General features: G+C 57.1%; 20 protein-coding genes and 1 pseudogene. 11 read left to right on the forward strand and 10 right to left on the reverse strand.

Annotated elements, in window-relative coordinates:
- Positions 1-228 precede the first annotated feature (228 nt).
- The 4 genes from H7849_RS09005 (at position 229) to H7849_RS09020 (ending at position 4723) form a co-directional block, all read left to right on the forward strand.
- Positions 229-2487 carry a TolC family protein gene (locus H7849_RS09005; RefSeq protein ID WP_186745838.1) on the forward strand — a complete coding sequence of 753 codons (2259 nt, stop codon included), beginning with the start codon at positions 229-231 and terminating at the stop codon, positions 2485-2487.
- Positions 2488-2591: 104 nt separating this feature from the next.
- Positions 2592-3104, forward strand: a complete 513-nt coding sequence (locus H7849_RS09010; RefSeq protein WP_186745840.1) for a hypothetical protein — start codon at positions 2592-2594, stop codon at positions 3102-3104.
- Positions 3105-3311: 207 nt separating this feature from the next.
- The gene (locus tag H7849_RS09015; protein ID WP_186745842.1) at positions 3312-3932 is read left to right on the forward strand and encodes a hypothetical protein; all 621 of its coding nucleotides are present in this window, start codon (positions 3312-3314) and stop codon (positions 3930-3932) included.
- 545 nt (positions 3933-4477) lie between these two features.
- Positions 4478-4723 carry a hypothetical protein gene (locus H7849_RS09020; protein WP_186745844.1) on the forward strand — a complete coding sequence of 82 codons (246 nt, stop codon included), beginning with the start codon at positions 4478-4480 and terminating at the stop codon, positions 4721-4723.
- A gap of 702 nt (positions 4724-5425) precedes the next feature.
- On the opposite strand, the gene aroA is transcribed toward H7849_RS09020, so the two are convergent.
- The 4 genes from aroA to hpt all read right to left on the reverse strand — a co-directional run bounded on the left by aroA (position 5426) and on the right by hpt (position 10087).
- Complete coding sequence (gene aroA / locus H7849_RS09025; protein WP_186745846.1) at positions 5426-6724, reverse strand: 3-phosphoshikimate 1-carboxyvinyltransferase; 1299 nt, start codon at positions 6722-6724, stop codon at positions 5426-5428.
- A 48-nt stretch (positions 6725-6772) separates the two neighbouring features.
- Complete coding sequence (locus H7849_RS09030) at positions 6773-8656, reverse strand: SpoIIE family protein phosphatase (RefSeq protein WP_349627461.1); 1884 nt, start codon at positions 8654-8656, stop codon at positions 6773-6775.
- A gap of 105 nt (positions 8657-8761) precedes the next feature.
- A complete protein-coding gene (gene deoC, locus H7849_RS09035; RefSeq protein ID WP_186745848.1) occupies positions 8762-9514 on the reverse strand; it encodes a deoxyribose-phosphate aldolase in 753 nt (250 codons plus the stop codon).
- A 24-nt stretch (positions 9515-9538) separates the two neighbouring features.
- Positions 9539-10087 (reverse strand): hypoxanthine phosphoribosyltransferase, encoded by a 549-nt coding sequence (gene hpt / locus H7849_RS09040; protein ID WP_186745850.1) that lies wholly within the window; start codon positions 10085-10087, stop codon positions 9539-9541.
- Between the two features lie 85 nt (positions 10088-10172).
- Between hpt and H7849_RS09045 the strand changes: the two genes are divergently transcribed.
- Complete coding sequence (locus H7849_RS09045; protein ID WP_186745852.1) at positions 10173-10958, forward strand: prolipoprotein diacylglyceryl transferase; 786 nt, start codon at positions 10173-10175, stop codon at positions 10956-10958.
- Between the two features lie 394 nt (positions 10959-11352).
- Positions 11353-11421, forward strand: a pseudogene (locus H7849_RS27380) (DUF2252 family protein); the annotation flags it as partial.
- Here H7849_RS27380 and H7849_RS09050 read toward each other — a convergent pair.
- Positions 11404-12609, reverse strand: coding sequence for a TCR/Tet family MFS transporter (locus H7849_RS09050; RefSeq protein ID WP_186745854.1), 1206 nt, complete (start codon positions 12607-12609; stop codon positions 11404-11406). The pseudogene H7849_RS27380 and the gene H7849_RS09050 sit on opposite strands and share 18 nt — an antisense overlap.
- 87 nt (positions 12610-12696) lie before the next feature.
- Here H7849_RS09050 and H7849_RS09055 point away from each other — a divergent pair, with 87 nt between their 5' ends.
- The 4 genes from H7849_RS09055 to H7849_RS09070 all read left to right on the forward strand — a co-directional run bounded on the left by H7849_RS09055 (position 12697) and on the right by H7849_RS09070 (position 16645).
- On the forward strand, positions 12697-13206 hold the full coding sequence (locus H7849_RS09055) for a Uma2 family endonuclease (protein WP_186745856.1): 510 nt from the start codon (positions 12697-12699) through the stop codon (positions 13204-13206).
- A 70-nt stretch (positions 13207-13276) separates the two neighbouring features.
- Positions 13277-14197, forward strand: coding sequence for a DMT family transporter (locus H7849_RS09060; protein WP_186745858.1), 921 nt, complete (start codon positions 13277-13279; stop codon positions 14195-14197).
- Between the two features lie 196 nt (positions 14198-14393).
- Positions 14394-16055 (forward strand): trypsin-like peptidase domain-containing protein, encoded by a 1662-nt coding sequence (locus tag H7849_RS09065; RefSeq protein ID WP_186745860.1) that lies wholly within the window; start codon positions 14394-14396, stop codon positions 16053-16055.
- Between the two features lie 140 nt (positions 16056-16195).
- Positions 16196-16645, forward strand: coding sequence for a peptidoglycan-binding domain-containing protein (locus H7849_RS09070; protein WP_186745862.1), 450 nt, complete (start codon positions 16196-16198; stop codon positions 16643-16645).
- Between the two features lie 78 nt (positions 16646-16723).
- On the opposite strand, the gene H7849_RS09075 is transcribed toward H7849_RS09070, so the two are convergent.
- Complete coding sequence (locus H7849_RS09075) at positions 16724-18307, reverse strand: carboxylesterase/lipase family protein (protein ID WP_186745864.1); 1584 nt, start codon at positions 18305-18307, stop codon at positions 16724-16726.
- Between the two features lie 203 nt (positions 18308-18510).
- On the opposite strand from H7849_RS09075, the gene H7849_RS09080 reads away from it, so the two are divergent.
- Entirely contained in the window at positions 18511-19050 is a 540-nt protein-coding gene (locus H7849_RS09080; protein WP_186745866.1) for a DinB family protein, read from the forward strand.
- Between the two features lie 157 nt (positions 19051-19207).
- Here H7849_RS09080 and lysA read toward each other — a convergent pair whose 3' ends face one another.
- From lysA to H7849_RS09100, 4 genes are all read right to left on the reverse strand, one after another.
- The gene (lysA, locus tag H7849_RS09085; RefSeq protein ID WP_186745868.1) at positions 19208-20485 is read right to left on the reverse strand and encodes a diaminopimelate decarboxylase; all 1278 of its coding nucleotides are present in this window, start codon (positions 20483-20485) and stop codon (positions 19208-19210) included.
- Positions 20486-20559: 74 nt separating this feature from the next.
- Positions 20560-21045, reverse strand: coding sequence for a hypothetical protein (locus tag H7849_RS09090; protein ID WP_186745870.1), 486 nt, complete (start codon positions 21043-21045; stop codon positions 20560-20562).
- Positions 21046-21160: 115 nt separating this feature from the next.
- Positions 21161-21967 carry an alpha/beta fold hydrolase gene (locus H7849_RS09095; RefSeq protein ID WP_186745872.1) on the reverse strand — a complete coding sequence of 269 codons (807 nt, stop codon included), beginning with the start codon at positions 21965-21967 and terminating at the stop codon, positions 21161-21163.
- A 2-nt stretch (positions 21968-21969) separates the two neighbouring features.
- Positions 21970-22302, reverse strand: coding sequence for a PspC domain-containing protein (locus H7849_RS09100; protein WP_186745874.1), 333 nt, complete (start codon positions 22300-22302; stop codon positions 21970-21972).
- Between the last annotated feature and the right edge of the window lie 92 nt (positions 22303-22394).

The raw sequence follows: 22394 nt of genomic DNA on the forward strand, positions 1-22394 counted from the left end.
TTCCTGTCACGGTGGTGATTTTGCGTCTGTTTTCTACGACATGTCTGTCGAATCCACGGAACGAAGCCGGGATGAATCGCGTATAGACGAGGAGTAACGCCCAAGTTACGCAACCATAAACCAGTGTGCTCTTGAGCAGCGCGAGGGCGCACACGAGGAAGCCAGCCGCGTCTGAAAATGCCGTATCTGCGTCTGGAACGTGACCGCTGTAATTAGATGGAGAGGCGAATGGAATTTTTGAGTGAACGCCGCGAAGTATCGAAGTTGAAATCGGTTGGGAAAGGCGCGTTCTTTTTGAAATTGCGGGCCACAGCTGCCATTACCATGCTGCTTGCCAGCACCGCCCCGACATGGGCGCTCGGCCAGCAGACACAGCAGCCCCCGACGACTGCCCAGGCTACGACCCCGGCCGCCGCGCCGGCCAATGCGCAACAGACATTTCCAACGGAGCCGGCCCCGAACTTTACCCAGCCGCTCTATATGCGCGACACGCCGTATGACTTTTCGAAGCCGCGCGGGTACTGGCCAAACCCCATTGCTCCTTACAAACCGCTCAACCCGGCGTCGCCCCGCTTCAGCAATTCGGTCCGGCTCGACGATCTGGTCAAGAACGGCAAAATTTATCTCAGCATGAGCGACGCAGTTTTACTCGCGCTTGAAAATAACTACGACATCGCCATCCAGCGCCTCACGCTCGATATCGCTGATACCGACATCATGCGCGCGAAATCCGGCTCCAACCTGCTGCTCGGCGTCAGCAGCGGTCTTGTCACCAACACCCTCGGCGGCGCAGGCACCACCGTCACCGGAGGCGGCGGTCCCGGTGGAACAAGCGCAGCCGTGGGCGGCGCGGGTACCGGTACCGGCGGTCAGGCGCTCACCACCAGCGGGACCGGACCGGCCCCTGGAAACTTCGATCCGGCACTCACGGGCAGCATCGAGCTTCAGCGCCAGACCATTCCGCAAAGCACTCCCGCGTTCGCCGGCGCCCCGGCGCTGTCGCAGAACACGAACCAATACAACTTCAACTACGCCCAGGATTTCATCACCGGCACGAATCTGAAAGTAGGGTTTAACAACAGCTACCAGACCACCGCGAACGTCTTTGCTGCCTACAGCCCGCAGCTGTCTTCGACCTTCAACGCGCAGATCACCCAGCATCTTTTGTATGGCTTCGGTTGGGGCGTCAACGGCCGCTTCATCGTCCAGGCCAAGAACGACCGCCGTATCGCCGATTCGGCCTTCCGTCAGCAGCTTCTCTTCACCATCAATCAGATCGAGAACATCTATTGGGGATTGGTCAGCGCCTACGAGGACCTGCAGGCCAAGAATCGTGCTCTGCAGCAGTCCTCCCAGCTGGCTTCTGATAACGAGAAGCAACTCCAGATCGGTACGCTGGCTCCGCTCGACGTAGTAAGCGCCAACAGCGCGGTCGAACAGGACAAGCAAGCAGTCATCGCGTCGCAAAGCAATCTCGAATATCAGCAGCTGGTCATGAAACAGGCCATTGCGCGCAGCCTGGAAGATCCAACCCTTGCGAATGCGCCAGTCATTCCCACCGATCGCATCAGCCTGATCGAAATGCCTGAGGAGCGCCGCTCGGCTGATGACCTGGTGCGGCAGGCAGACGCGAATAGTCCGGCTATCGAGCAGTCCCTCCTCGCCATCAAGAACGATGAGATCACGCTGAAAGGCGCAAAGAGCGGCCTCCTGCCGACGCTCGACGTCTACGGCTTTTATGGAGCCTCGGCCCTGGGCGGCTCGCAGAATCCCAACTGCGTCAACTTTGGAGCATCGGGTACGGTCCCTTGCCCTCCCGGACAATACCCCAGCGTCGACTACAGCACCACCTTCTCCAATCTCTTCAACAGCAGCGGTCCGAACAAGGGCGTGGGCTTCAATCTTAGCGTTCCAATCCGCAACCGCTTCGCGCAGTCTGTGCAGGAGCGTTCAGAACTTGAGTACCGCCAGGCGCAGATGCGTTTGCAGCAGCTCTACGTGCAGACGCGCATGAACGTGGTCAACGCGCAGTTTGCCCTCACCAACGATCGCGCTGCGGTGCAATCGGCGCTGGCCACGCGTGACTACGATCAGCAGAGCCTCGACGCAGAGCTCAAGAAGCTGCATCTCGGCGCATCCACGACAGCCCTGGTGCTGCAGCAGCAGCGTGCTCTGGCCATCGCGGAGAACACCGTGATCTCGTCGACAGCAAAGTACGCCATCGACCGCGCCGCGCTTGGACAGATCCTGGCCGCCACGCTGGACCGTTTCGGCATCAGCATCACCGAAGCGGCAACCGGAAACATCTCGCAGGCGCCCATCGTCCCGGGGCTTCAGCCAGCGAAGTCGCTGCCGGAAGTGACGCTTCCGGCACAACAGCAGAACCTGCAGCAACAAGAGCAACGGCCTGTGCCTGAACCACAGGCCCGGCCGCAGTCGCAACCGTTGCCGCCACAGCCAACACAGCCGCAACCCCAGCCACACTAAGAATCAGCAGAACGCACGGAAGGCCCGGTTCATCATCGCCGGGCCTTTTACTTTTCTCCAGGTGAATGGAAGACTCTCCTATCAAGCAGGAGGGAATCATCCGCATGGCAACCGCTGTTGCTACCGTCCCGCGTCCCCGGGCCTTGGCCACCATTGCCGGTGGAGGCCTGCTGGCTGGTTTCCTCGATGGTTCTGATGCCATCATCCACTACACATTCATGCTGGGCATTCCTGCGCGGAACATCTTCCGTTACATCGCCAGCGGCCTTATAGGCATGCACGCGGCGACACAACTGGGCGCGCTCGGCGTTCTTCTCGGAGTCATCCTGCATTTCACCATCGCCATCGGAGCCGCCACCGTCTACTACTTTACTGCTCTGAAGTTACCGATCCTGATCCGGCGCCCGTATCTCTCTGGCGCCATCTTTTGTGTCGGGCTTCATCTCTTTATGCAATACGTGGTGATCCCGCTCTCTGCTGTTCCGAAGAACCCAAATGCAAGGTTTTCCTGGACAGAGCTGGCCAGCGCACTTTTTGCCCACATCGTTCTCATCGGCTTCTCCATCTCCCTGATCGCGCGACACTCGGCGCGTGCCAGGCCCCTTCCAACCCCATAGCGTGTTACACACGGATAGTTTCTACCCATGAGTTGAAGAAATCGCAAACGAGTTCGTCCTGAGATTGTCCCAAAGGTAGAAGAATTTATAGCGAAACCAATCCCCTGATTAGTCCGGTTGGGTAGTTGTCTGCTGTTGGACTGAGGTTCATCGTAGACAGCAGCGCCGGGTCCCTGCTTTTTAGACAGCGCTTAGGAGAACCCGAAAATGCTAATCTCTAGATCCAAATTCCTATCCCTGGGCTTGGTACTCGTTGGCCTCGCAGTAGCGGGCGCTGGCGTGGCCTCTGCTCAGGACGTCTACAAAGTCAACTATTTTGACTTCAACGCACCGGTCCTCGCCGGATTTCCGGTGCCAGACGCAACAGTCCGGATCGACAATCCCGGCCTGACGTATGGCAACCTCTGCGCGATGATTTATGTGTTTGCGGCGGATCAGCAGCTGGCCGAATGCTGCGGATGCGTCGAAACACATAATGGCCTGCGCAGGTTGTCGGTTCGCACCGATCTCACCAAAAACCCGCTTACCGGCCCCGGCACCAGCCCATTCTCCGGCGTGATCAAGGTCATCTCCGCCGCTGTGAACAACTCGCCGTGCGATCCGACCGCAAATGTAACCCCCAAGGCTAACCTTCGCGTGTGGGCGACCCATATTCAGCCTGGGACTGCCTTTGGCAGTTTCGGCGGGATAATATGGCCGGTCACTGAAACCGAGTCCTCGGACTCGACACTGGGTGCCACTGAGCTGGCGAACCTGCAGGCGCAGTGCTCATTTATCAACATTCTCGGCAGTGGCGCAGGCATTTGCACCTGCGGCACCGGCGACTAATTGTCTGTTTCGTCTCTGCACCGCGGGGATGCATGAGACCATTTGGAAGTGGATGGCGTGCCGACGACGACCCGGCACGCCAATCCCACACATAAGGTTTTCGTAAAATAGATCTGGCCATGCCCTGCATCTCGGAGCGGCTGGGGGCAAATGTCCCTTCCACAGTTGTCTGGAAAGAAGACTTGACATCGACAAGGCAGTGGCCTGAGGCTGAGACAAAGAAGGACCTGCCCCCGTGGAAACGAAGACAGGCCCTTCAATGGTTAGTTATTGTTAAGCTTGCTCAGTAAGTCGACAAACTTCCCAGCAAGCACTAGAACAATTCCAAGGAAGTTGAGCAGGGGTCTCGCCCGCTCAATCCAACAAGGAGTGCTCATACATCTCCTTCCTAAGAAGCCTAGTGGTGACACACTAGGCTTCTTTGTTTTCAGGGCTTCAAAAACCTTCTCTATGTGGCCCTGTCGTTTTTGGCGATCAAAAATGTTCCGTTTTGCCAATCACAGGTGCAGACTACCATTATTTCGTTCGAGGAAAACGTGGCGCGAATGCCTGTGAATTTGGTTGAAAAACCGGGTAGTTCGGTGCATTTTTCGCTGCAAGAAATGCAGATTTCCTCCATAAGATTTTTCATTGCAGCCTCTGTTCCTGAAGATTGCATTTCTAGCCGTGCCGTGCAAATCTGGGGTGATTTTTTAGGTGATTTTTCAAGCCGAATGTCCTCAGGTGTTTCAGAACGGTTGAAGACGGTTCAGGACGTTCTAATGGGTTCTAATGACACTCTGTGGTGTTAACTCTCTTGATTCCCTGTTCCCTGCAGGGTAACGGCTGAGGATTCAGCCTTGGTCAGGCAAGTGCATTCCGGGGTAAAAACGTCCCTTGCGCAGCTATCAGAAGAATGACAGCTGCGCGTCGGGTTCGTTAAGGATCTTCGCCGGGTTACGTGCTTGAATAGGCCGCGCAGTACTACGGCTCCGACCGGCGCAAACGAGTTTTACCATGGGCATTGGTTCTTCGCTGAAAAGGCCGTTCTGCGGTTCGACGGTGTTTCGACGCGGCTGGGGCAGTTGTCCAGCCAGGTCAGCAACTCGGTGGTGGTATAACGGCTCCAAAGGCGCGGCACACTCTCAGGTGTGCCGCGCCTTTAATTTAAGCTGCTTTGGCTGCTCGTCGGTATTCGACCGCCCCGACCGCGCGGCACTCTGCACGTGTCAAGCTCCTTGAGGCAGCTTGATATCTGTAAACAACTCATTCTGAGCAGGTTGCGGGAGGAATAAGTTTGGCGTACTATTTCGCGAAATTTGCTATTCTGGAAATAGAGGGTGTTTTTTCAGGCTACATAGCTCGTCATTCTGAGCGAAGCGAAGAGGACCCCCCCCGCTAAGTGATTGAAAACACTAGAAAGTACTTAACTCATTTAGTTTCATACGCATAGCGGGGGATCATCCCCCGCTAAATCATTGAAAATAAAGAGAGCCAAAATTGGGGAGGGGGGACTACCGCTCCGCCACCTGATCCAGCAATTCATAAAACTCAGGAAACGAAATCGCAGCCGACTCCGCGCCCTGAATCACCGTGTCGCCCGAGGCCTTCAGCGCAGCCACAGAAAACGCCATGGCAATGCGATGATCGCCACCTGAATTGATCTCTGCGCCGTGCAACTGCTGGCCGCCTGGAACATCGAGCCCATCCTCGAACTCCTCAACATGGGCGCCCATCGCGCGCAGGTTGTTCGCCACCAGCGCAATGCGATCCGATTCCTTCACGCGAAGCTCCTTCGCATCGCGGATGCGAATGCCATTCTGCGTGTAAGGCGCAATTGCCGCTAAAACAGGCAATTCATCGATTAATTGCGCTGAAAGCGCACCGGAAATCGTCGTTCCCGTAAGTCCGTTCACCGGAGCATTCACCTGCACCATTCCAACCAATTCGCCGTGCTTCTCCTCAAGGTTGAGCACGCCGATATGAGCGCCAAGGGCAGTCAGAACATCAAGCAGCGTGGCTCGCGTGGGATTCAGCCCAAGCGAGTCGAAGACAAGGTTCGAACCGGGAAAGAGCGCAGCAGCGCACAGAAAGAAGGCAGCCGAAGAGATATCGCCCGGAATCGCAGCCTCAATCGCCGTCAGAGCCTGACTACCGGCAATGCTCACCGAATCCGCCGAGCGATCAACGTGAGCGCCAAAGGCGCGCAACGCCAGCTCGCCATGGTCGCGCGTGCGAACCGACTCGTGCACAGTCGTCGTCCCCTCAGCCTGCAATCCGGCAAAGAGCACCGCGGTCTTCACCTGCGCGCTCGGAACAGGAGTCGTATAGTCAATCGCCTTGAGCTTGCCTCCGCGAATCGTCACCGGAGCATGCCCATCCGTGAGCGTAATCTCGGCCCCCATCTGCGAGATGGGCTTGCGTACGCGCTCCATCGGACGTCGGCTCAACGATGCATCGCCGATCAGCGTATACGTGTGAGGCGTAGCAGCAAGCAGCCCCGTAAGCATGCGCATCGTAGAACCGGAGTTGCCACAATCCAGAGGAGTAGACGATGCCTTGAATTCGCCCGATCCGAGGATCTCGATCGTGCCATCGTCCCGGCGAGTGACGGCAGCCCCCAGCGCAGCGGCGCACCCCAGGCTGCTGGCGCAATCCGCCCCAGTTGAGAAGTTGGTGATCTTCGTTGTTCCGGACGCGAGCGCACTCAACAATGCGTAGCGATGTGAGATGCTCTTGTCCCCCGGCAGGCGTAGGCTGCCGAGAATGTTGCGTGCAGGCGTAACAATGCGTTCGGTTTTCGTCTCAAGCATTTCTATGTATCGTACCGGAAAGTTACTAGAGAAGAATGGATGGAAAATCTAAAGCACGCGAAGCACAACAACGGTCTCGTCATCGAAACGTTCGACGCCTTTTTGAAATTTGCCGACCTCGTTGAAAATGGCCTCTGCAATTTTCGACGCCGACTTGTGCTGATGCTTCTTGACCACAGCCGTCAACCGCTCGTTGCCGAACATGTCACCCTCCGCATTCTGCGCATCGGCGATGCCATCGGAGAAGAAGATGAGTGAATCGCCAGGCTGCGTTGAAAGAGTGAACTCTTCATACTTGACGCTAGGAAACATTCCGAGTGGAAATCCTTCCGCCTGAATCGTCTCGACCTCGCCTTCGCGGCAGAAGAGAGGCTGAACAGAACCAGCATTGGAGATCTGCAGTGTCTGATTTTCGTCATTCCACACGGAATAGAGCATCGTCACATACTGCGAATCGACCCGACGCTCTTGCAACGAGTCATTCAGAGTCTTCAGCATCTCTGAAGGAGACAGATGCGCTGTCGCCTCCGATCGCATAATGCCGCTCACCAGCGCTGCGTACAGCGCAGCCGGAGCAGCCTTACCGCTCACATCGCCCAGCACGATGGCAGTGCGGTTCGCATCATACGGAACGAAGTCATAGAGATCGCCGCCAAGCGTCCGCGCAGGCAGAAATCGTGCCGCAAACTCAGCCCGCGTATGTTTGGGCTTGAACGGAGGCAACAACCGCAACTGCACCTCGCGTGCCATCGCAAGATCGCTCTCCAGCCGCTGCTCCTGCTGTGCAACGCGCTGGTAAAGCCGCGCATTCTCGATAGAGATGGCAATCTGCGCCGCGAGTGTCGTCAGCGCGCGTTCATGATCCTCGTTGAAGAAGTGCGCGCGCGTGTGTTCGATATCGAGGATGCCGATAACCTTACCCTTATAAATGAGCGGCATCGCCATCTCCGAGCGCGTCTCGGGATTGAACATGCGATAGCGCGGATCTTTGCGCACATCGGGAATATGAATCAGCCGACGTTCCGCAATCGCCACGCCCACCAAACCACCATCGAGCGGCAGCTTTTCGCTCGGATAGAAACGCTCGCCGAAGCGCAGCGCGAATCGATTCTCAAGCACCTGCTCACGCTCGTTCACGATCCATACTGAGAACATCTGGTAGTCGATGATCCGCCGCAGCAGCGTGCCGATGCGTTCCAGCAGCGACTCCAGATCCAGGATCGACGTAAACTCGCGGCTGATCTCGTTCAGCACCTGCAGCGTCTGTGCTTGCCGCGAGACGCGCGTGTAAAGCCGCGCGTTCTCAATAGCCTGTCCGATGCGTGACGCGGTCAGCTTGAGTAGATGCAGGTGTTCGGGCTGAAAGTAGTTAAGCTGCTCGGATTGGATATCGATGATGCCGATCACGCGGTTCTTGACGATCAGCGGTACTGCCAACTCTGAGCGGACATGTGGATGGACGTTGATGTAGTTCTCCGCTTTGCTGACGTCGTTTACCAGCACGGCCTCGCGTGTCTGCGCTGCCTGGCCGACGATTCCTTTGCCCACGCGAATGCGCAAACGCTCGGCTTCCGGCGTATGGCCGATCTGAAAACGCATGCGCAGATCGTTGGTGCGGTCGTTGAGCAGCATGATGGCAAAGATGCGATAGTCGATAACCGCACGAACCAGGTCGGCCGTGCGCTGCAGCAAGGTTTGGAGATCGAGAGTGGTATTGAGAGCATCAGCCAGCCGGACGAGGAATTCCGTCTGCAGCGGCTCCACGCGTACTTGCACCTGCGGTGCGACCGCCTGAGAAGTCGGCCTGTAGTCGCCCTCAAAGTCAGGATCGGTATCTCTGCGCTCGGGAGTCTGCGGTCCCCCCGCGCGCTCAGGCGCAGGGAGATTCTTCGCTGCAGTACGATCTTGTTCTTTGGCTTGCTCTTTGGTCACGCAACTCCTGTCAGGCCCATTGGATACACGAAAAGGGAACGAGCCATGATATCGCGGCTCGTAAGTCCTTTGCTGATGGCGTTGGGTAGCGAAGCTGATTCCCGTTCAGCCCTGATGAAGTTCGCGCAGAATGTTGACCGAAGCACTTGCCCCGATCCGGTTGGCTCCAGCCTCAAGCATCACCCGGGTATCAGCCAACGTGCGTATGCCACCCGAAGCCTTCACGCCGCAGCGCGAACCAGCTACGCCGCGCAACAATGCAACATCTGCCGGAGTAGCCCCGCCGGTTGAGAACCCAGTGCTCGTCTTCAGAAAGTCAGCCCCGGCCGCAATGACCAACTCTGAAGCGCGCAGCTTCTCTTCGACACTGAGCAGACAGGTTTCAAGGATCACTTTAACAATGGCGCCAGCCTCATGCGCGACTTCCACTACGCCTCGAATATCCTGTTGGACGCGTTCGTTCATCCCTGACTTCAACATCCCGATATTCAGAACCATATCGAGATCATGCGCGCCTAGCTTCACCAACTCTACGGCTTCTTCGCGCTTCGAGACAGAGAGTGAAGCGCCCAGCGGGAATCCGAGAACCGTACCAATGGGAACCCCACTGCTCGCGAGTACCGTGTGCGCTGTGCCAACCCAACCCGGATTCACCATGGCGCAGGCGAAACGATACTCCGCCGCCTCCTCGCAAAGCTTGATAACCTGCTCGCGTGTTGCTTCGGGCTTTAAAAGGGTGTGATCGAATACTGCGGCCAGCGACCGGCCACTTGAAAGTACTTGCTGGCTGAAAGCAACGGCATCAAAGGATCCGTTCTCTTTCTCTACTTCTTCTAGGGTGACTACTTTGGTCGTCATGAGGTTACTTCACTCCAGGCATGCCTACTCCGGATAATCCGGAGGCATGAGACAGATATCAGGTAAATTACGGAAACGCTCGGCATAATCCATGCCGTAGCCAAGGACAAACTGGTTGGGAATCTTGAAGCCGACATAATCCGCCTCAATTTTTACCATGCGTCGCGAAGGCTTATCGAGCAGTGCGGCAATGCGCAAAGATCGCGGCTGATGCTGTTGAAAGAGTTTGTGCAGAAAATCGAGCGTGAGGCCGGTATCGAGAATATCTTCCACTACGATGACGTGTTTACCTTCAATTGGCTGATCCACATCTTTGATGAGCTTTACGGCTCCGCTGGTTTTCTGTCCCTTGCCATAGCTTGAAACAGCGACGAAATCAAAGGTGCAATCGATGCTGATATTGCGCGCCAGGTCAGCAAGGAAGATCGCCGCGCCTTTCAGGACACCCAGCAGCACAATGCTTTGGCCCGCATAGTCGCGATCGATCTGCCGTCCTATCTCCGCAACTCGATCCGCGATTTGCTGTCGGCTGAAGAGAACTTTGAGGGCAGGGAGAGTAACAGGCGCGCTCATCACGTTACTAGGATAGCTCTAAATATGGCATGCGGTTGTGGAACCTTCTCTATGCAGGCTCTATACTCGAGAAGGTAAGCTGTTCATGTATCCCTTCATTCATATTGGTCGTTTTTCTATCGGAACATTTGGCATTATGCTCTGGCTCGCGGCCGTCGCAGCCTGCTGGGTACTTCACCGCAATTTTCGGCGATGGAAAGTCGATGCTGATGCTATCGGTATTGTAGCTATCTCCACCGTGATCGGGGTGCTCGGCGCCAAGTTGTGGCACGTGCTTGAAACGCCCCAACTGCTCGTTCAAGATCCAGCGGGAATGCTCCTCGACCGCGCCGGTTTCGCGTGGTTCGGCGGACTGATTGCGGGCATTCTTGCTCTGCTGTGGCAGAGCCGAGGAGCAGGATTGAGCAAGCTTGGCATGCTGGATCTCGCTGCGCCTGCGGCTGCCGTGGGCTATGGTGTTGGTCGTCTCGGCTGTCTTATTTCTGGAGATGGCGATTACGGCATCCCGACCAATCTTCCTTGGGGAATGAGCTTTCCCAATGGTCTGGTGCCAACAACCCAGCGGGTCCATCCAACTCCCATATATGAGCTGATTGCTGCTCTCCTGATTGCATGGATTCTCTGGCATCGCAGCAGGCCCGAAACTCCAAGATCAGCTGGAGAGATTACGGGCGAATACCTCGTCATGACCGGCATCGCGCGTTTTCTCATTGAGTTCATTCGCATCAACCCGAAACTTTACTGGGGCATGAGCAACGCCCAAGTCGCCGCTGTCGGGTCTATCCTTGCAGGAATCGCCCTCGTCCTGTTGGCTCGCCGCACGGGCAAAGCGGTAGTGCCGCCGCAGCCCGTCGTCGAATCCGCCAAGTAGATTAGCCATCTCAAAGCCCTTGCAGGTAAGTAGTCGGCCGCCATACTCTTGCTGGCATGCTTTGGTCGCTTTGAAATCTGAGTTCAAGAGGTCTGCTTCATGACAAGACCAAAATCTACATCCGCTGCGAACGGCAAAAAAGCACATATGGCGAAATTCGAATCGTAGGTCTCTATCGATTCGGAAGCCCAAGTCCCGAAAACCGAATTGATCTGACACGAGCCATTGAGCCCTGGCAACAGAGACGCGAACTCGGGCAGGAGATGCGCAAACGCCTTCCCCGAGAGATGCATGCGGTTGGACTCCCCCGAAAAACAGGCCCAGCCCTCTCGACCTGCTTGCTCAAAGCAACCGTAGACGTCAGGCCCACCTTGTGCCATTGCGCCTGGGACGCATGGCCGCCTCTCCCTTTGGATTCCTGCGCGGATCAGCAGTCATCATGGCCTCAGACCTCTCGACGACCCCTACCACCGGCGTTCCCGTAATTATGGATGGCGATGCGCACATCAAAGATCGCGGGCCCGATCAATCCGGCGAGGCCGCGAATACTGCTCACCGCACCTTGCAGTCGGCCTTGCTGATCGGGTAGGACGTAAAGCGTCATGAGGCTCTGCGCGGTGGGACCGGAGAGTCCCCAGAGGCACATGACGGGGATTCCGAACCAAAAGAGGAGTCCGGTTTGCGAAAGGCCGAACATGGCAAAGCCTGCGGTTGCGAATACGAGGCCAAGCAGAAGCGCGTTGCGGTCACCGAGCAATTTCACGGCGGGTTTGACAAGGACGGCGCCGGCGATGGCGGAGCAGATGCCGACGACGGCGAGCGAGAGGCCTACAGTGCGGTCGCTCCAGTGATAGCGGTAATCGGCATAGAGAACGTAGGTGCTGGTGAGCACCTGGTGCGCCAGGTATCCGAGGAAGATGACCGAGGCCAGGCCGAACAGTTCGATGTGCGGGCGCAGCAGCACAAGTGAACCCATGGGATTCGCGCTGGCCCACGAAAACCTTCCGCGTCGCTCGCGCGATAGCGATTCCGGCAGAATGAATAAGCCGTAAAGCGCATTCAGCAGGCTCATGCTGCCCGCTACATAAAATGGCAGCCGTGTGCTGATGTTGCCGAGGATGCCGCCGAGTGCGGGTCCCAGCACGAAGCCCACGCCGAAGGCGGCACTGATCAGGCCGAAAGCCTGCGAGCGCTTCGCTGGCGGAGTGACGTCGGCGATGTAGGCCATCGCGGTTGGAACGCTGGCGGAGGTGATGCCGGAGATGACGCGTCCAATGAAGAGCCAACTGAGCGTAGGCGCTAGCGCCATCACGAGATAGTCGAGACCGAGGCCGAAGTTTGAGAGCAGCACGATGGGCCGGCGGCCGAAGCGGTCGGAGAGCGATCCGAGCAATGGCGAAAAGATGAACTGCATGAGCGCCCAGACAGTGGCGAAGATGCCGTACATCTCGGCGGCGCGGGTCTGGTTGCCGTGGAGGAATTGCGTGACGAGGCGCGGCAGGACGGGCGCGATCATCCCCATCGCCAGCATGTCGAGGGTAACGGTGACGAGGATAAAGAGAACGGCGGCGCGACGTGGGCCGCTTGCGGGGTGCGGCTCGTCGGGGAGCAGGGCTGTGTTGCTTCTTGCGGCTGGAGTTTCGCTGCTCATACGGCTAGCGCGATTGTCTCGCAGCGGTTGGATGTTGGCTTGTATAAATTTGACCTGGGTTAGTTAGAATGTTGGGCAGGAGGGGCGATGGCTACATCGGCACAGGTGGCAATCGAAACCTATCTCAAGACCTCCTACCATCCCGACCGCGACTATGTAGACGGCGAGATTGAGGAGCGGAATTTGGGCGAGTTCGATCATGCATCTGTTCAGATGGCTTTGCTTGCGTGGTTTTATGCACGCAGAAATGAATGGAATGTTCATGTTCTTCCCGAACTACGTGTAAGGGTATCTTCTACTCGCGTGCGCATTCCGGATGTCTGCCTTATATCGCGTGACATGCCGACTGAACAAGTCATTACGCATCCTCCCTTGGTCGTGGTTGAGATTCTTTCGCCAGAAGACCGCGTGCAGCGCTACAACGATCGGCTGGAAGACTATCGCGCGATGGGCGTGAAGAATATCTGGGTGATCGATCCATCTACGCAGACAGGCTTTGACTGGGTTGCGGGATGGCATAGGACTGAGCGCTTTGAGGCGACGGGGACGCCTATCTTTCTTGATGTTCGGGAGATTTTCGATAGTCTCGCAAAATAAGCGCTACGGCGTGGGTGTTTTTCGCTGCGGCGCTCTCTGACCGGTCCAAACGCTCTGCTACTCTTCCCTCATGTCCCGTTCCCTGCGCGCTCACCTGCTCCTTACCGCGGTTGTGTTTGTCTGGGGAGCGACCTTCGTTCTGATCAAGGGCGCGCTGCGGGATGTTTCTCCGCTGCTGTTTAATTTCATTCGCATGGCGCTGGCCTTCGCGTGCCTGGCGGTTGTGTATCGCGCGCACTGGAAACATGTGACGCGACGGGCGATGGTGAGTGGGGCGGTTGTTGGATTCTGTCTGGCGATGGGATATCAATTTCAGACGGCGGGGCTGCGGCTTACAAGTCCTTCGAAATCGGCGTTTATTACCGGACTGGTCGTGGTGCTGGTGCCGTTGTTTTCGGGGATTCCGTTGCTGCGCCCTGCGGGAGCGCACGTTCCGCAGTGGAACGCTTATCTCGGGGCGCTCGTTGCGTTCGTCGGGATTGTTTTGCTGACTACGCCTGCGGGGGCCGGGTTTGATTTTGTGTCTGTGAATCGCGGCGACCTTCTGACATTCGGGTGTGCGGTCGGATTTGCGTTGCATGTGCTGGCGCTGGCGCATACGGCGCCTCGCGTTCCGTATACGCAGCTGGCGCTGTTGCAGATCGGCTTCTGTGCCCTGTTTATGGCGGTGAGCGGTCCGATTCTGGAGCATCCTTCGATCCGGTGGACTCCGCGGGTTGTGGTTGCGCTTTTGATTGCGGCGTTGCTGGCTACTGCTGCTGCGTTCACGGTGCAGTCGTGGGCGCAGCAGTTTCTACCGGCGACGCATACGGCTCTGATTCTGGCGCTTGAGCCGGTTTTTGCGTGGCTAACATCATTTGTCATTTTGGGTGAACGGCTCAACCTGCGGGCGAGCGCGGGGGCGCTGCTGATTCTGGCGGGGATCGGTTTTACAGAATTCCTGCCGAACCGCATGCAACCCACGGCGCATGAAACGGTTCCACTTAACTAGACATTGGCCAGACTGAGCGAATTGCGACAGATTCCCGATTTGGCGCGTCTAATGGAACGAGAAGAGAAAGTGAAACTTGCCCATCTGTTCGCCATTTCAACTTCACTTTCCTCGGTATACTGGAATGTTGGACTCGCGCGCATGCGCCGTCAGTTCTATTGAATGGCTCCAACCAACACATAGAGGTTAGACCTGAATGAAATCGCTGCTCGAACGGCTTCGTGTACGCCGTCTCGCTACCACTTTTACGATTCTGACCACGCTTACGGCCGGAATTCTGATTGGCTCCGTTGTCTCGCATGGTGTGAGAGGGCAGGAAGCGAAGGTCGACAGTTCCGACGCGACCCCGCTTAAGGTTCCTTCGCCCCGGGATCTTTCGACTGATTTCACCAAGATTGCCAAGGAAGTGGGCCCGGCAGTGGTGAACATCAACACAGAAACCTTGCCCAAGGAACAGCAGCAGGGACGTCGTCGCGGCGGCGCCGGCACCCAGCGCTTCCGCCAGATGCCGCAAAATCCCGATAACGGCAACGGCGACGATGATGACGATCAGGATCAGGGACAAGGCCAGGGCCAGGGCCAAGGCGGCATGCAGGATTTCTTCAACCGCTTTTTTGGCATGGGTCCCGATCAGGGACAGCCAGATGACCAGGCGCATGCCGCGCTTGGTTCCGGCTTCATCGTTGATCCCAAGGGCTACATCGTCACCAACAACCACGTGGTCGACAAAGCGGATCGCATTTATGTGAAGCTGGCGAGCGATCCTGACGGCAACGGACCGGGACATCCGGCGAAGGTGGTCGGCGTCGATAAGGCCACGGATCTCGCAGTGATCAAGATTGACGCGGACCGTCCCCTTCCCACCGTCAAACTGGGCAACTCTGAGAGCTCACAGGTGGGTGATTGGGTGGTTGCGATCGGAAGCCCGTTCAGCCTCAACCAGACGGTAACGGCGGGTATCGTGTCGGCGAAGAACCGCACGATTGAAGGCGGCCCGAGAGGTCAATTCCAGCACTTTATTCAGACCGACGCGGCGATCAACCCCGGCAACTCGGGTGGTCCGCTCGTGAATATGGCAGGTGAGGTGGTCGGCGTAAATACGGCTATCTTTACGCAATCTGCCGGGTATCAGGGCATCGGCTTTGCCATGCCGGCGAATACCGTGGTCGATGTTTATAACGCACTCGTCAGCCCAGCGCATAAGGTTGTGCGCGGATCGATTGGAATCACCTTCCAGCCCACGGTTTCGAGCGCGGTGCAGCGCGTGTATGGCGCGAAGAGCGGCGTGATTATTCGCGGCGTGACTGCGGGTATGCCTGCTGACAAGGCCGGCCTCAAGCCGGGAGACATCATCACAAGCATCGATGGCCGTTCGATCAAGGATGGCGACGATCTGGTGAATGATATTTCCGGGCGCAAGCCGGGCAGCACAGTGCAGCTTGGCTATCTGCGCGATGGCAAGCAGTCCACTGCGACTGTTTCGATCATCGACCGCACGAAGATGGAAGAAGCGCAGGGTTCTGGCAACGATGAAGAGCAGAACGCTCCAGGCAACGGTACGGATGCCTCACAGAGCAAGCTCGGCATTACCGTCGCAGACCTGCCGTCGAATGCACCTTCTGCGCTGCATGGCGTGCTGATCCAGGGTGTCAAGGCTGGGTCGTTTGCCGATGAGATCGGGCTCTCGGGACTTGAGGGATACGTGATTACGTCGGTAAACAAGCAGCCGGTGCACAATAAGGCTGATTACAACGCAATCATTTCCGGACTGAAATCTGGCTCGGATGTGGTCTTCAACGTGGTGGATCCGCAACGCCCGAGAGATGGCGGCACGTTACTCGGCGGAACACTTCCGTAATCCGAACATAAAACCATTCTGGTGTCCGGCGCCTCAAAAGTAATGAGGCGCCGGCATGGAATTGCTTGCAATTCAGAGGGTTCGCCTTTACCCTTCACAAAAAGGTTCGTAAAAGTTCCCCTAATGAGGTTTCCAACCGCATGCTTTTTGTTCGAGCCTGCCAGACTATTCTTCTAACCGCGGCCCTTGTTGCTGCTCCCGCATTCGCGGAGCGCAGCCATCGTACGCCGACGTCGGGCCATAGCAAGAAAAAACCCGTTTCACACAAAGTCCAGGGACAACGCGGCATTGATCCTGACCGCGCCCGCGAAATTCAGAGTGCACTCATCAAGCAGAACTATCTGAGCGGCGAACCGTCTGGACAATGGGATTCTGAAACCCAGACAGCGATGCAGAAATTTCAGTCAGACAATGGATGGCAGACCAAGCTCACTCCGGATTCCCGTGCCCTGATCAAGCTGGGGCTAGGGCCGGATCACACGGGTACACTGCCAACCACGGCAAAGTCTGTGGATGCCCCGCAGACGAAATCTCCTCCGTCTGTAGCGGAAGCAAACACGCTCGCTTCGGCGCACTCCATTCAGAACTAAAAGATCGCTTTCATGATGAAGGCTGCGCGATAGCGCAGCCTTTGTCCTTCGCAAGAGATCCAGCTTGCCCGATCCGTTTTACTTATCGCTGGTTGATGAGAGGGTTTCCGCAGGTTGTTGCTCGAGAAATTGGTATCTTGCCCTGAGCGGGTCAGGACGTGCCTCGGGCGTAGGCGTCAGGTGCATCACCTGCCAGCCGTCTGCTGGGTTGTAGGTTGGCCACTTGGGCAAGTCGCCACCGTTGGGATCGCCGGTCTTCGCGAAGTTGGTCCAGTAGGTCTGGATGATCTCCGACATTTTGCGATCTTCGGGGCGCCATACCGCTCCCTGTCGCGAATCGAGTGTCCCAAAAACGTACTCGATGTCATCGGAATGGAAGGCTGTGCCGGCTTCGTGGAACTTGTCGCCGGGAGATTCGAGTTCGAAGTGATAGCGGTAGACGGGTTGTCCGCCGGTTGCAACCTGGGCTTCGAGCCAGCGCCATGTTGAGTCGGCGATAAACGTGTCCGCGGCGAGATCTTTGGCGGCGCGCAGAGCTTCGTCGTCTGTTGTGGCGGAATAGGCAGCGAGAAATTTGTCGGCGTTCGGGCCGAATCGCTTTTGCGCCATCTCAGTGTATTCAGCGACGGTCATCGTTTTCTGCGGGATGCCGCCTTCGTCGGCGTTCCATCCGGCGATGAGAGGAATATGCGCCTGTTTACCGGAGGCGTAGATTGCTGCGACGCTCTCTGGCAGGAAATAGCCGTCGACGTCCGGGGAAAAGCGAACAGGATCGTCGCCGGGCTTGGGTGTCGCGGCGGCCAGGATCTGATCGGCGCTCAGGGCGCGCAGCTCAGAGAGTTTTGTGGTGCCAAGGGCCGCGGCTATCTTTTCGGGATCTTGCTTCTCGCGTTGTTCGCGAGTGGCAAAAGGATGCGTTGCGCTGAACGCTCCACCGCTCTCACCGATTGCGCGCTGAAAGAGATTCCGCGCCAGCGGCGATGCCATTTGCGCGCTTACCGAGGACGAACCGGCTGATTCGCCGAAGATGGTTACCTTATCCGGATCGCCGCCGAACTGCTTGATGTTTTTATGCACCCACTGAAGGGCTGCGGTCTGGTCGAGGAGGCCGTAGTTGCCGGAAGCGTGCTGCGGCGATTCTGCGGTCAGTTCGGGATGGACGAAGAAGCCGAAGATGCTGAGGCGGTAATTCATGGAGACGACGATGACGCCTTTGTGCGCGAGATTTTCGCCGTCCTGACGCGCTTCGGAGGTCGTGCCTCCTGTGAACCCGCCGCCGTAGATCCATACCATGACGGGGAGCTTCGCCTTCTTATCTTTGGCTGGCGTCCAGATGTTGAGGGTGAGGCAGTCTTCGTTCTGGCCGGGATCGTGGAAGATCATGTCGTCGAAAACAGGAGGCTGCATGCAGCGATAACCGTAGCTGGTGGCCTGTCGAATGTCGTGCCATTTTGCGGCTGGTTGCGGAGGCTTCCAGCGGAGCTGTCCTACGGGCGGAGTCGCGTAAGGAACGCCTTTGAATATCCGTATCTGGCCATCTTTGTTGACGTATCCCTGAACCTTGCCTTTGTCTGTCTTGACTTGTGTCGCGTCAGAGGCAAAAAGCGTGGCGCTGGCAGCGACAAGACACACAACTGCCGCACTTCGTAGAATCACCCGCATCCAGAAAACCCTTTCTTGAACTTGTTAGTTTTTCCAATGAAAAAACGTTATCACGCCTGATGGTCGATCGGCTCTCGCCAGCGTACGATCGGCTGACGTGGCTGCTGATCTACAAAAAAACAGCGCTTTATCAAAATTTTGAAGACATAGGTGTGCTGACACGAATAGTCTCCGGTCTGAATATGGTCGAGGAGACTTTGAGCATGAAAAGACTCATCGCGCTTGTGATGTTGTCGCTTTCTTTACACGCTTTCGCGCAGGATCAGTCCAAGGAGAAACCGATGACACTGAGAGGCGTTTTGCTGGAGCAGCTTAAAACGACGCACAACGTGGAAGACTGGTTTGTGCCGGCCAACATCGCAGTGCAAGGGCTCACGCCAGAGCAAGTGAACTGGAAGAGCAAACCCGATATGCACTCCATTGGAGAGCTCACGTATCACATTCTCTTCTGGGACAAGCAATCGCTGGCGAAGTTCAAAGGCGAGACGCCGGAGAAATTCAGCGGCAACAATGACGAGACCTTCACCAACTTTGACAGCAAGAAGTGGGATGCAACGGTCCGCGAACTCGACGCAGTGATGACGGAGTGGGAAAAGGCGGTCGAAAGCGCCGACGATAAGAAGCTGGCGGAATCGGCTTCTACCATTGCGCACATTGGCACGCACAATGCGTACCACATCGGGCAGATCGTTTCCATCCGCAAGGAACAGGGATCGTGGGACCCGGCCAAGGGTGTGAAGTAGATTCTGGTATCTGCTTTCCCACCCTTTCGCAAAAGAGCGAAAGGATGGGGCACCCTTTTTCGTGCTCGGAAGATAAAAGCAGATCCTTCCACTTCGCTACGCTCAGTGTCAGGATGACAGCGCCTTGACCGCTGGCTAATTATGCGTCGATACATCTTTAGATCTGTTCTGGCGCGAAGAGATCGTCCATCGTTTCGCGGCGGCGAATGAGTCGTGCTCTTTTGCCTTCGACCAACACTTCAGCAGGGCGCGGACGCGAATTGTAATTTGAGCTGAGTGAGAGTCCGTAGGCGCCAGCATCAAGGATTGCGACCAGGTCTCCCGGCTTCAGCTCGGGCAGTTCTCTGTCACGTGCGAAGAAGTCTCCTGTTTCACAAACGGGGCCGACGACGTCAACGACCTTCTTGCGCGCGCCTTTGCGCGGCATGACTGGCACGATGTCATGGTGCGCCTGATAGAGCGCGGGACGGATGAGGTCGTTCATGGCTGCGTCGGTGACGACGAAGGTTTTTTCACCGTTCTTTTTCACGTAGAGGACGCGTGTCAGCAGGGCTCCTGCCTGCGCGACGATGAAGCGTCCGGGCTCGAGGAGCAGCCGGAGATTTTCGATCGGCCGCAGCGACTTCAGAAGAGCCGTCGCGTACTGATGAATCTTTTCTTCAGGATTGAAGCTGTGATCGGAGTGGTATTCGATGCCGAGGCCGCCGCCTACGTCGACTGAAGTGATGGCCAGACCATCCGAGCGGAGATCGCGGATGAGTTGCGCGACGCGTTCCGCGGCGGCGCCGAAGGGATCGGCGCTGCGGATCTGCGAACCGATGTGGACGCTTGCCCCGCATGGATCGAGGTACTTTTGTTTTGCCGCCAATTTATAGACAGCTCGCGCCTGACGGATATCGATGCCGAATTTATGCTCGCGCAACCCAGTGGAGATGTAGGGGTGGGTCTCGGCGAATACGTCGGGATTGACACGCAGCGCGACTCGGGCGCGCTTGCGCAGCTTGCTGGCTCGCTCAGCGAGCAAGTCGAGTTCGGCGGCACTCTCCACGTTGAAGATGAGGATGCCCGAGCGGAGGGCCAGGTCGATCTCGGCTGCCGTCTTGCCGACTCCGGAGAAAACGACGCGCTCTGCGGCTTGTTTGTTGACGCGTAGAATGCGCTCCAGCTCGCCGCCCGAGACGATGTCGAAGCCCGCTCCGTGCTGATCGAGCAGTTTCAGAATCGCCAGCGCGGAGTTCGCTTTGACCGAATAGCAGACGAGATGCGGGATGGATGCGAATGCGCTGGTAAAGAGGCGCAGCCGGTGAAGGATCTGGCCGGCTGAATAGGTGTACAGCGGCGTGCCGAATTTTTTCGCAAGAGTTTCGAGGCTTACGCCATCGCAGGCTAGGGGAGAACTGGGATCAGGATGGGCAAAGGGGCGTGTCGAAATCAAGCGGCCTCAAAAAAAACGGGGAGTATTTCTTTGAGCCTAACTATCTTTCGAATCTGCGTCCAGCTTTGCGCGCACTATCGGCGCATCGTTGGAGGAGGCATGGGATATGCTGCGTATCGTCTGCGGCGGAAGAGCGCGATGACTCCATAGATGAGGAGCGCAACGAAAATGAACGGCAGCATGATGATGATGAATGGGAAGTTCACCGTGTCGCCGTTCACTGTGGCGTTGCCGGTTCGACGCAGCGGGCCGCCGAATACGACGCAATCACCGCCGATGCGGGACTGGTCGCCCATCGCAACATCGCCGAGAAATGAGACGGCATCGCCATTGATTTCGCCGTTGACGTGGATGCCTCCGAGAAAAGCTACGGCGTCTCCATTCACTTTGCCGTTGACGCGAATCGAGCAGAGGAAACAAACCGCGTCGTCGGCTTCGTCCGTGTCACTGATATCGATGTCATGCATGAAGGAAACACGGTCGGTGGATGCTTGCGCGCGCGGGATAAACAGTATGCCTAGCAAAATGGGAAAACAGAGATAGAGCCAACGGCGTGACATTGCTGCTCCTGAACTCGCTTTCGTGCTTGAACTTGCTTTCGTGCTTGCGGATCTGAACCTGCTGCGGAACCTGACTCTCGGTTGCCAGTACGCTATATCTTAGGCTTTGGTTCCCTTAACCAACAACTGAATCGAAGAAGCGCCGCAGGATCGGGCCGACGGTTTCGGGCTGCTCCCAGGGTGCGTAATGCCCTGCATCATGAAGAACATGGAACTCGGCCCCATAGCCGCCGTTGCGGATGGTTTCTGCGAGTAGCTTCATGTCTTCGACGGTGCTGCCGTAGTCTTCTGCGGCTGCGACGACACAGGCGGGAACACGAATGGTCTTCGCGGTCGCGACCGAGTCTGGGCGCGAAGCCAGTCCCTGCTGGATGGCGATGGCGGCTTCGGCGCGAGTGAGTTGCATCATCTCTCGCGCCTCGCCGATCTTCTGGGAAAAGCGCCGGAGTGTTGTCGCCCCGATGAGAGTGTTGAGCATCGCCTCGAAGAAATCACCCGTACCGTGCAGCCTGATGCCGTCAATCCACTCCTTGCGCTTTGCGCGGTTTGCGTCGGCATCAGCTTGCGGCTTTGAGCAGCAGAAAGCGAGAGCGGTGATGCGATTCGGCACACGGCGCCACAACTCGTAAAGGGTGTAGCCACCGAGTGAGCATCCTGCAAAAAGAGCTTTGCCGATGCCGAGTTCGTTCATCAGACGCTCGATGTCTTGACCCAGCTTTTCGACTTTGATCGCGCCTTCTCCGGCCTCGGATTGGCCGTGGCCGCGTAGATCAGGCATGATGACGCGATAGCGCTGGGCGAGCATTTCGGCTACGGGCAGCCAGAAGGCATGGTGGACGGGTGTCGGGTGGAGCAGGATGACATCCTGCCCCTCGCCTATTGTTTCCGCGAAGAGCTTTACGCCGCCTGAGTTATAGAACACAGCTAACTGCCGTTCGGCTGTGTGTAAGTCGTGACTGGAGGCAGGGCAAGCGGCTCTTCCGGCATCACGAGCCAGAAAACGATGTAGGCGATCAATCCAGCGCCACTCGAGAAGACTGTCGCGAGCACGGTAACCACGCGCACCCACACCACGTCCCAGTGATAATTATTTGCGAGGCCCTGGCATACGCCGGCGATCATGCGTCCTTCGCGCGGGCGAATCAGTCTCGTCTGCACATATACGGGGGCTGCCACGTAGATCGGACGGCCGCAAGCCGAACAGAAACGTGCGTCGTCAGTGAGAGACTTGCCACAATTGCTGCAAAATACTGCCATAAATCATTTCCTCGAACTACTGTAGACAGATACGCAAATCGTGGGTGGCCGGTTCCCTATTCGCCACTGCGTTCATTCTGCCACAAATCCAA

This window comes from Alloacidobacterium dinghuense, from assembly GCF_014274465.1.
GTDB classification, from domain to species: domain Bacteria; phylum Acidobacteriota; class Terriglobia; order Terriglobales; family Acidobacteriaceae; genus Alloacidobacterium; species Alloacidobacterium dinghuense.

Bases quoted from the DNA above. Each gene is read 5' to 3' on its own strand.
- H7849_RS09005 (WP_186745838.1), top strand. From the start codon at position 229: ATGGAATTTTTGAGTGAACGCCGCGAAGTATCGAAGTTGAAATCGGTT.
- H7849_RS09010 (WP_186745840.1), top strand. From the start codon at position 2,592: ATGGCAACCGCTGTTGCTACCGTCCCGCGTCCCCGGGCCTTGGCCACC.
- H7849_RS09015 (WP_186745842.1), top strand. From the start codon at position 3,312: ATGCTAATCTCTAGATCCAAATTCCTATCCCTGGGCTTGGTACTCGTT.
- H7849_RS09020 (WP_186745844.1), top strand. From the start codon at position 4,478: ATGCCTGTGAATTTGGTTGAAAAACCGGGTAGTTCGGTGCATTTTTCG.
- aroA (WP_186745846.1), bottom strand. From the start codon at position 6,724: ATGCTTGAGACGAAAACCGAACGCATTGTTACGCCTGCACGCAACATT.
- deoC (WP_186745848.1), bottom strand. From the start codon at position 9,514: ATGACGACCAAAGTAGTCACCCTAGAAGAAGTAGAGAAAGAGAACGGA.
- hpt (WP_186745850.1), bottom strand. From the start codon at position 10,087: ATGAGCGCGCCTGTTACTCTCCCTGCCCTCAAAGTTCTCTTCAGCCGA.
- H7849_RS09045 (WP_186745852.1), top strand. From the start codon at position 10,173: ATGTATCCCTTCATTCATATTGGTCGTTTTTCTATCGGAACATTTGGC.
- H7849_RS09050 (WP_186745854.1), bottom strand. From the start codon at position 12,609: ATGAGCAGCGAAACTCCAGCCGCAAGAAGCAACACAGCCCTGCTCCCC.
- H7849_RS09055 (WP_186745856.1), top strand. From the start codon at position 12,697: ATGGCTACATCGGCACAGGTGGCAATCGAAACCTATCTCAAGACCTCC.
- H7849_RS09060 (WP_186745858.1), top strand. From the start codon at position 13,277: ATGTCCCGTTCCCTGCGCGCTCACCTGCTCCTTACCGCGGTTGTGTTT.
- H7849_RS09065 (WP_186745860.1), top strand. From the start codon at position 14,394: ATGAAATCGCTGCTCGAACGGCTTCGTGTACGCCGTCTCGCTACCACT.
- H7849_RS09070 (WP_186745862.1), top strand. From the start codon at position 16,196: ATGCTTTTTGTTCGAGCCTGCCAGACTATTCTTCTAACCGCGGCCCTT.
- H7849_RS09075 (WP_186745864.1), bottom strand. From the start codon at position 18,307: ATGCGGGTGATTCTACGAAGTGCGGCAGTTGTGTGTCTTGTCGCTGCC.
- H7849_RS09080 (WP_186745866.1), top strand. From the start codon at position 18,511: ATGAAAAGACTCATCGCGCTTGTGATGTTGTCGCTTTCTTTACACGCT.
- H7849_RS09090 (WP_186745870.1), bottom strand. From the start codon at position 21,045: ATGTCACGCCGTTGGCTCTATCTCTGTTTTCCCATTTTGCTAGGCATA.
- H7849_RS09100 (WP_186745874.1), bottom strand. From the start codon at position 22,302: ATGGCAGTATTTTGCAGCAATTGTGGCAAGTCTCTCACTGACGACGCA.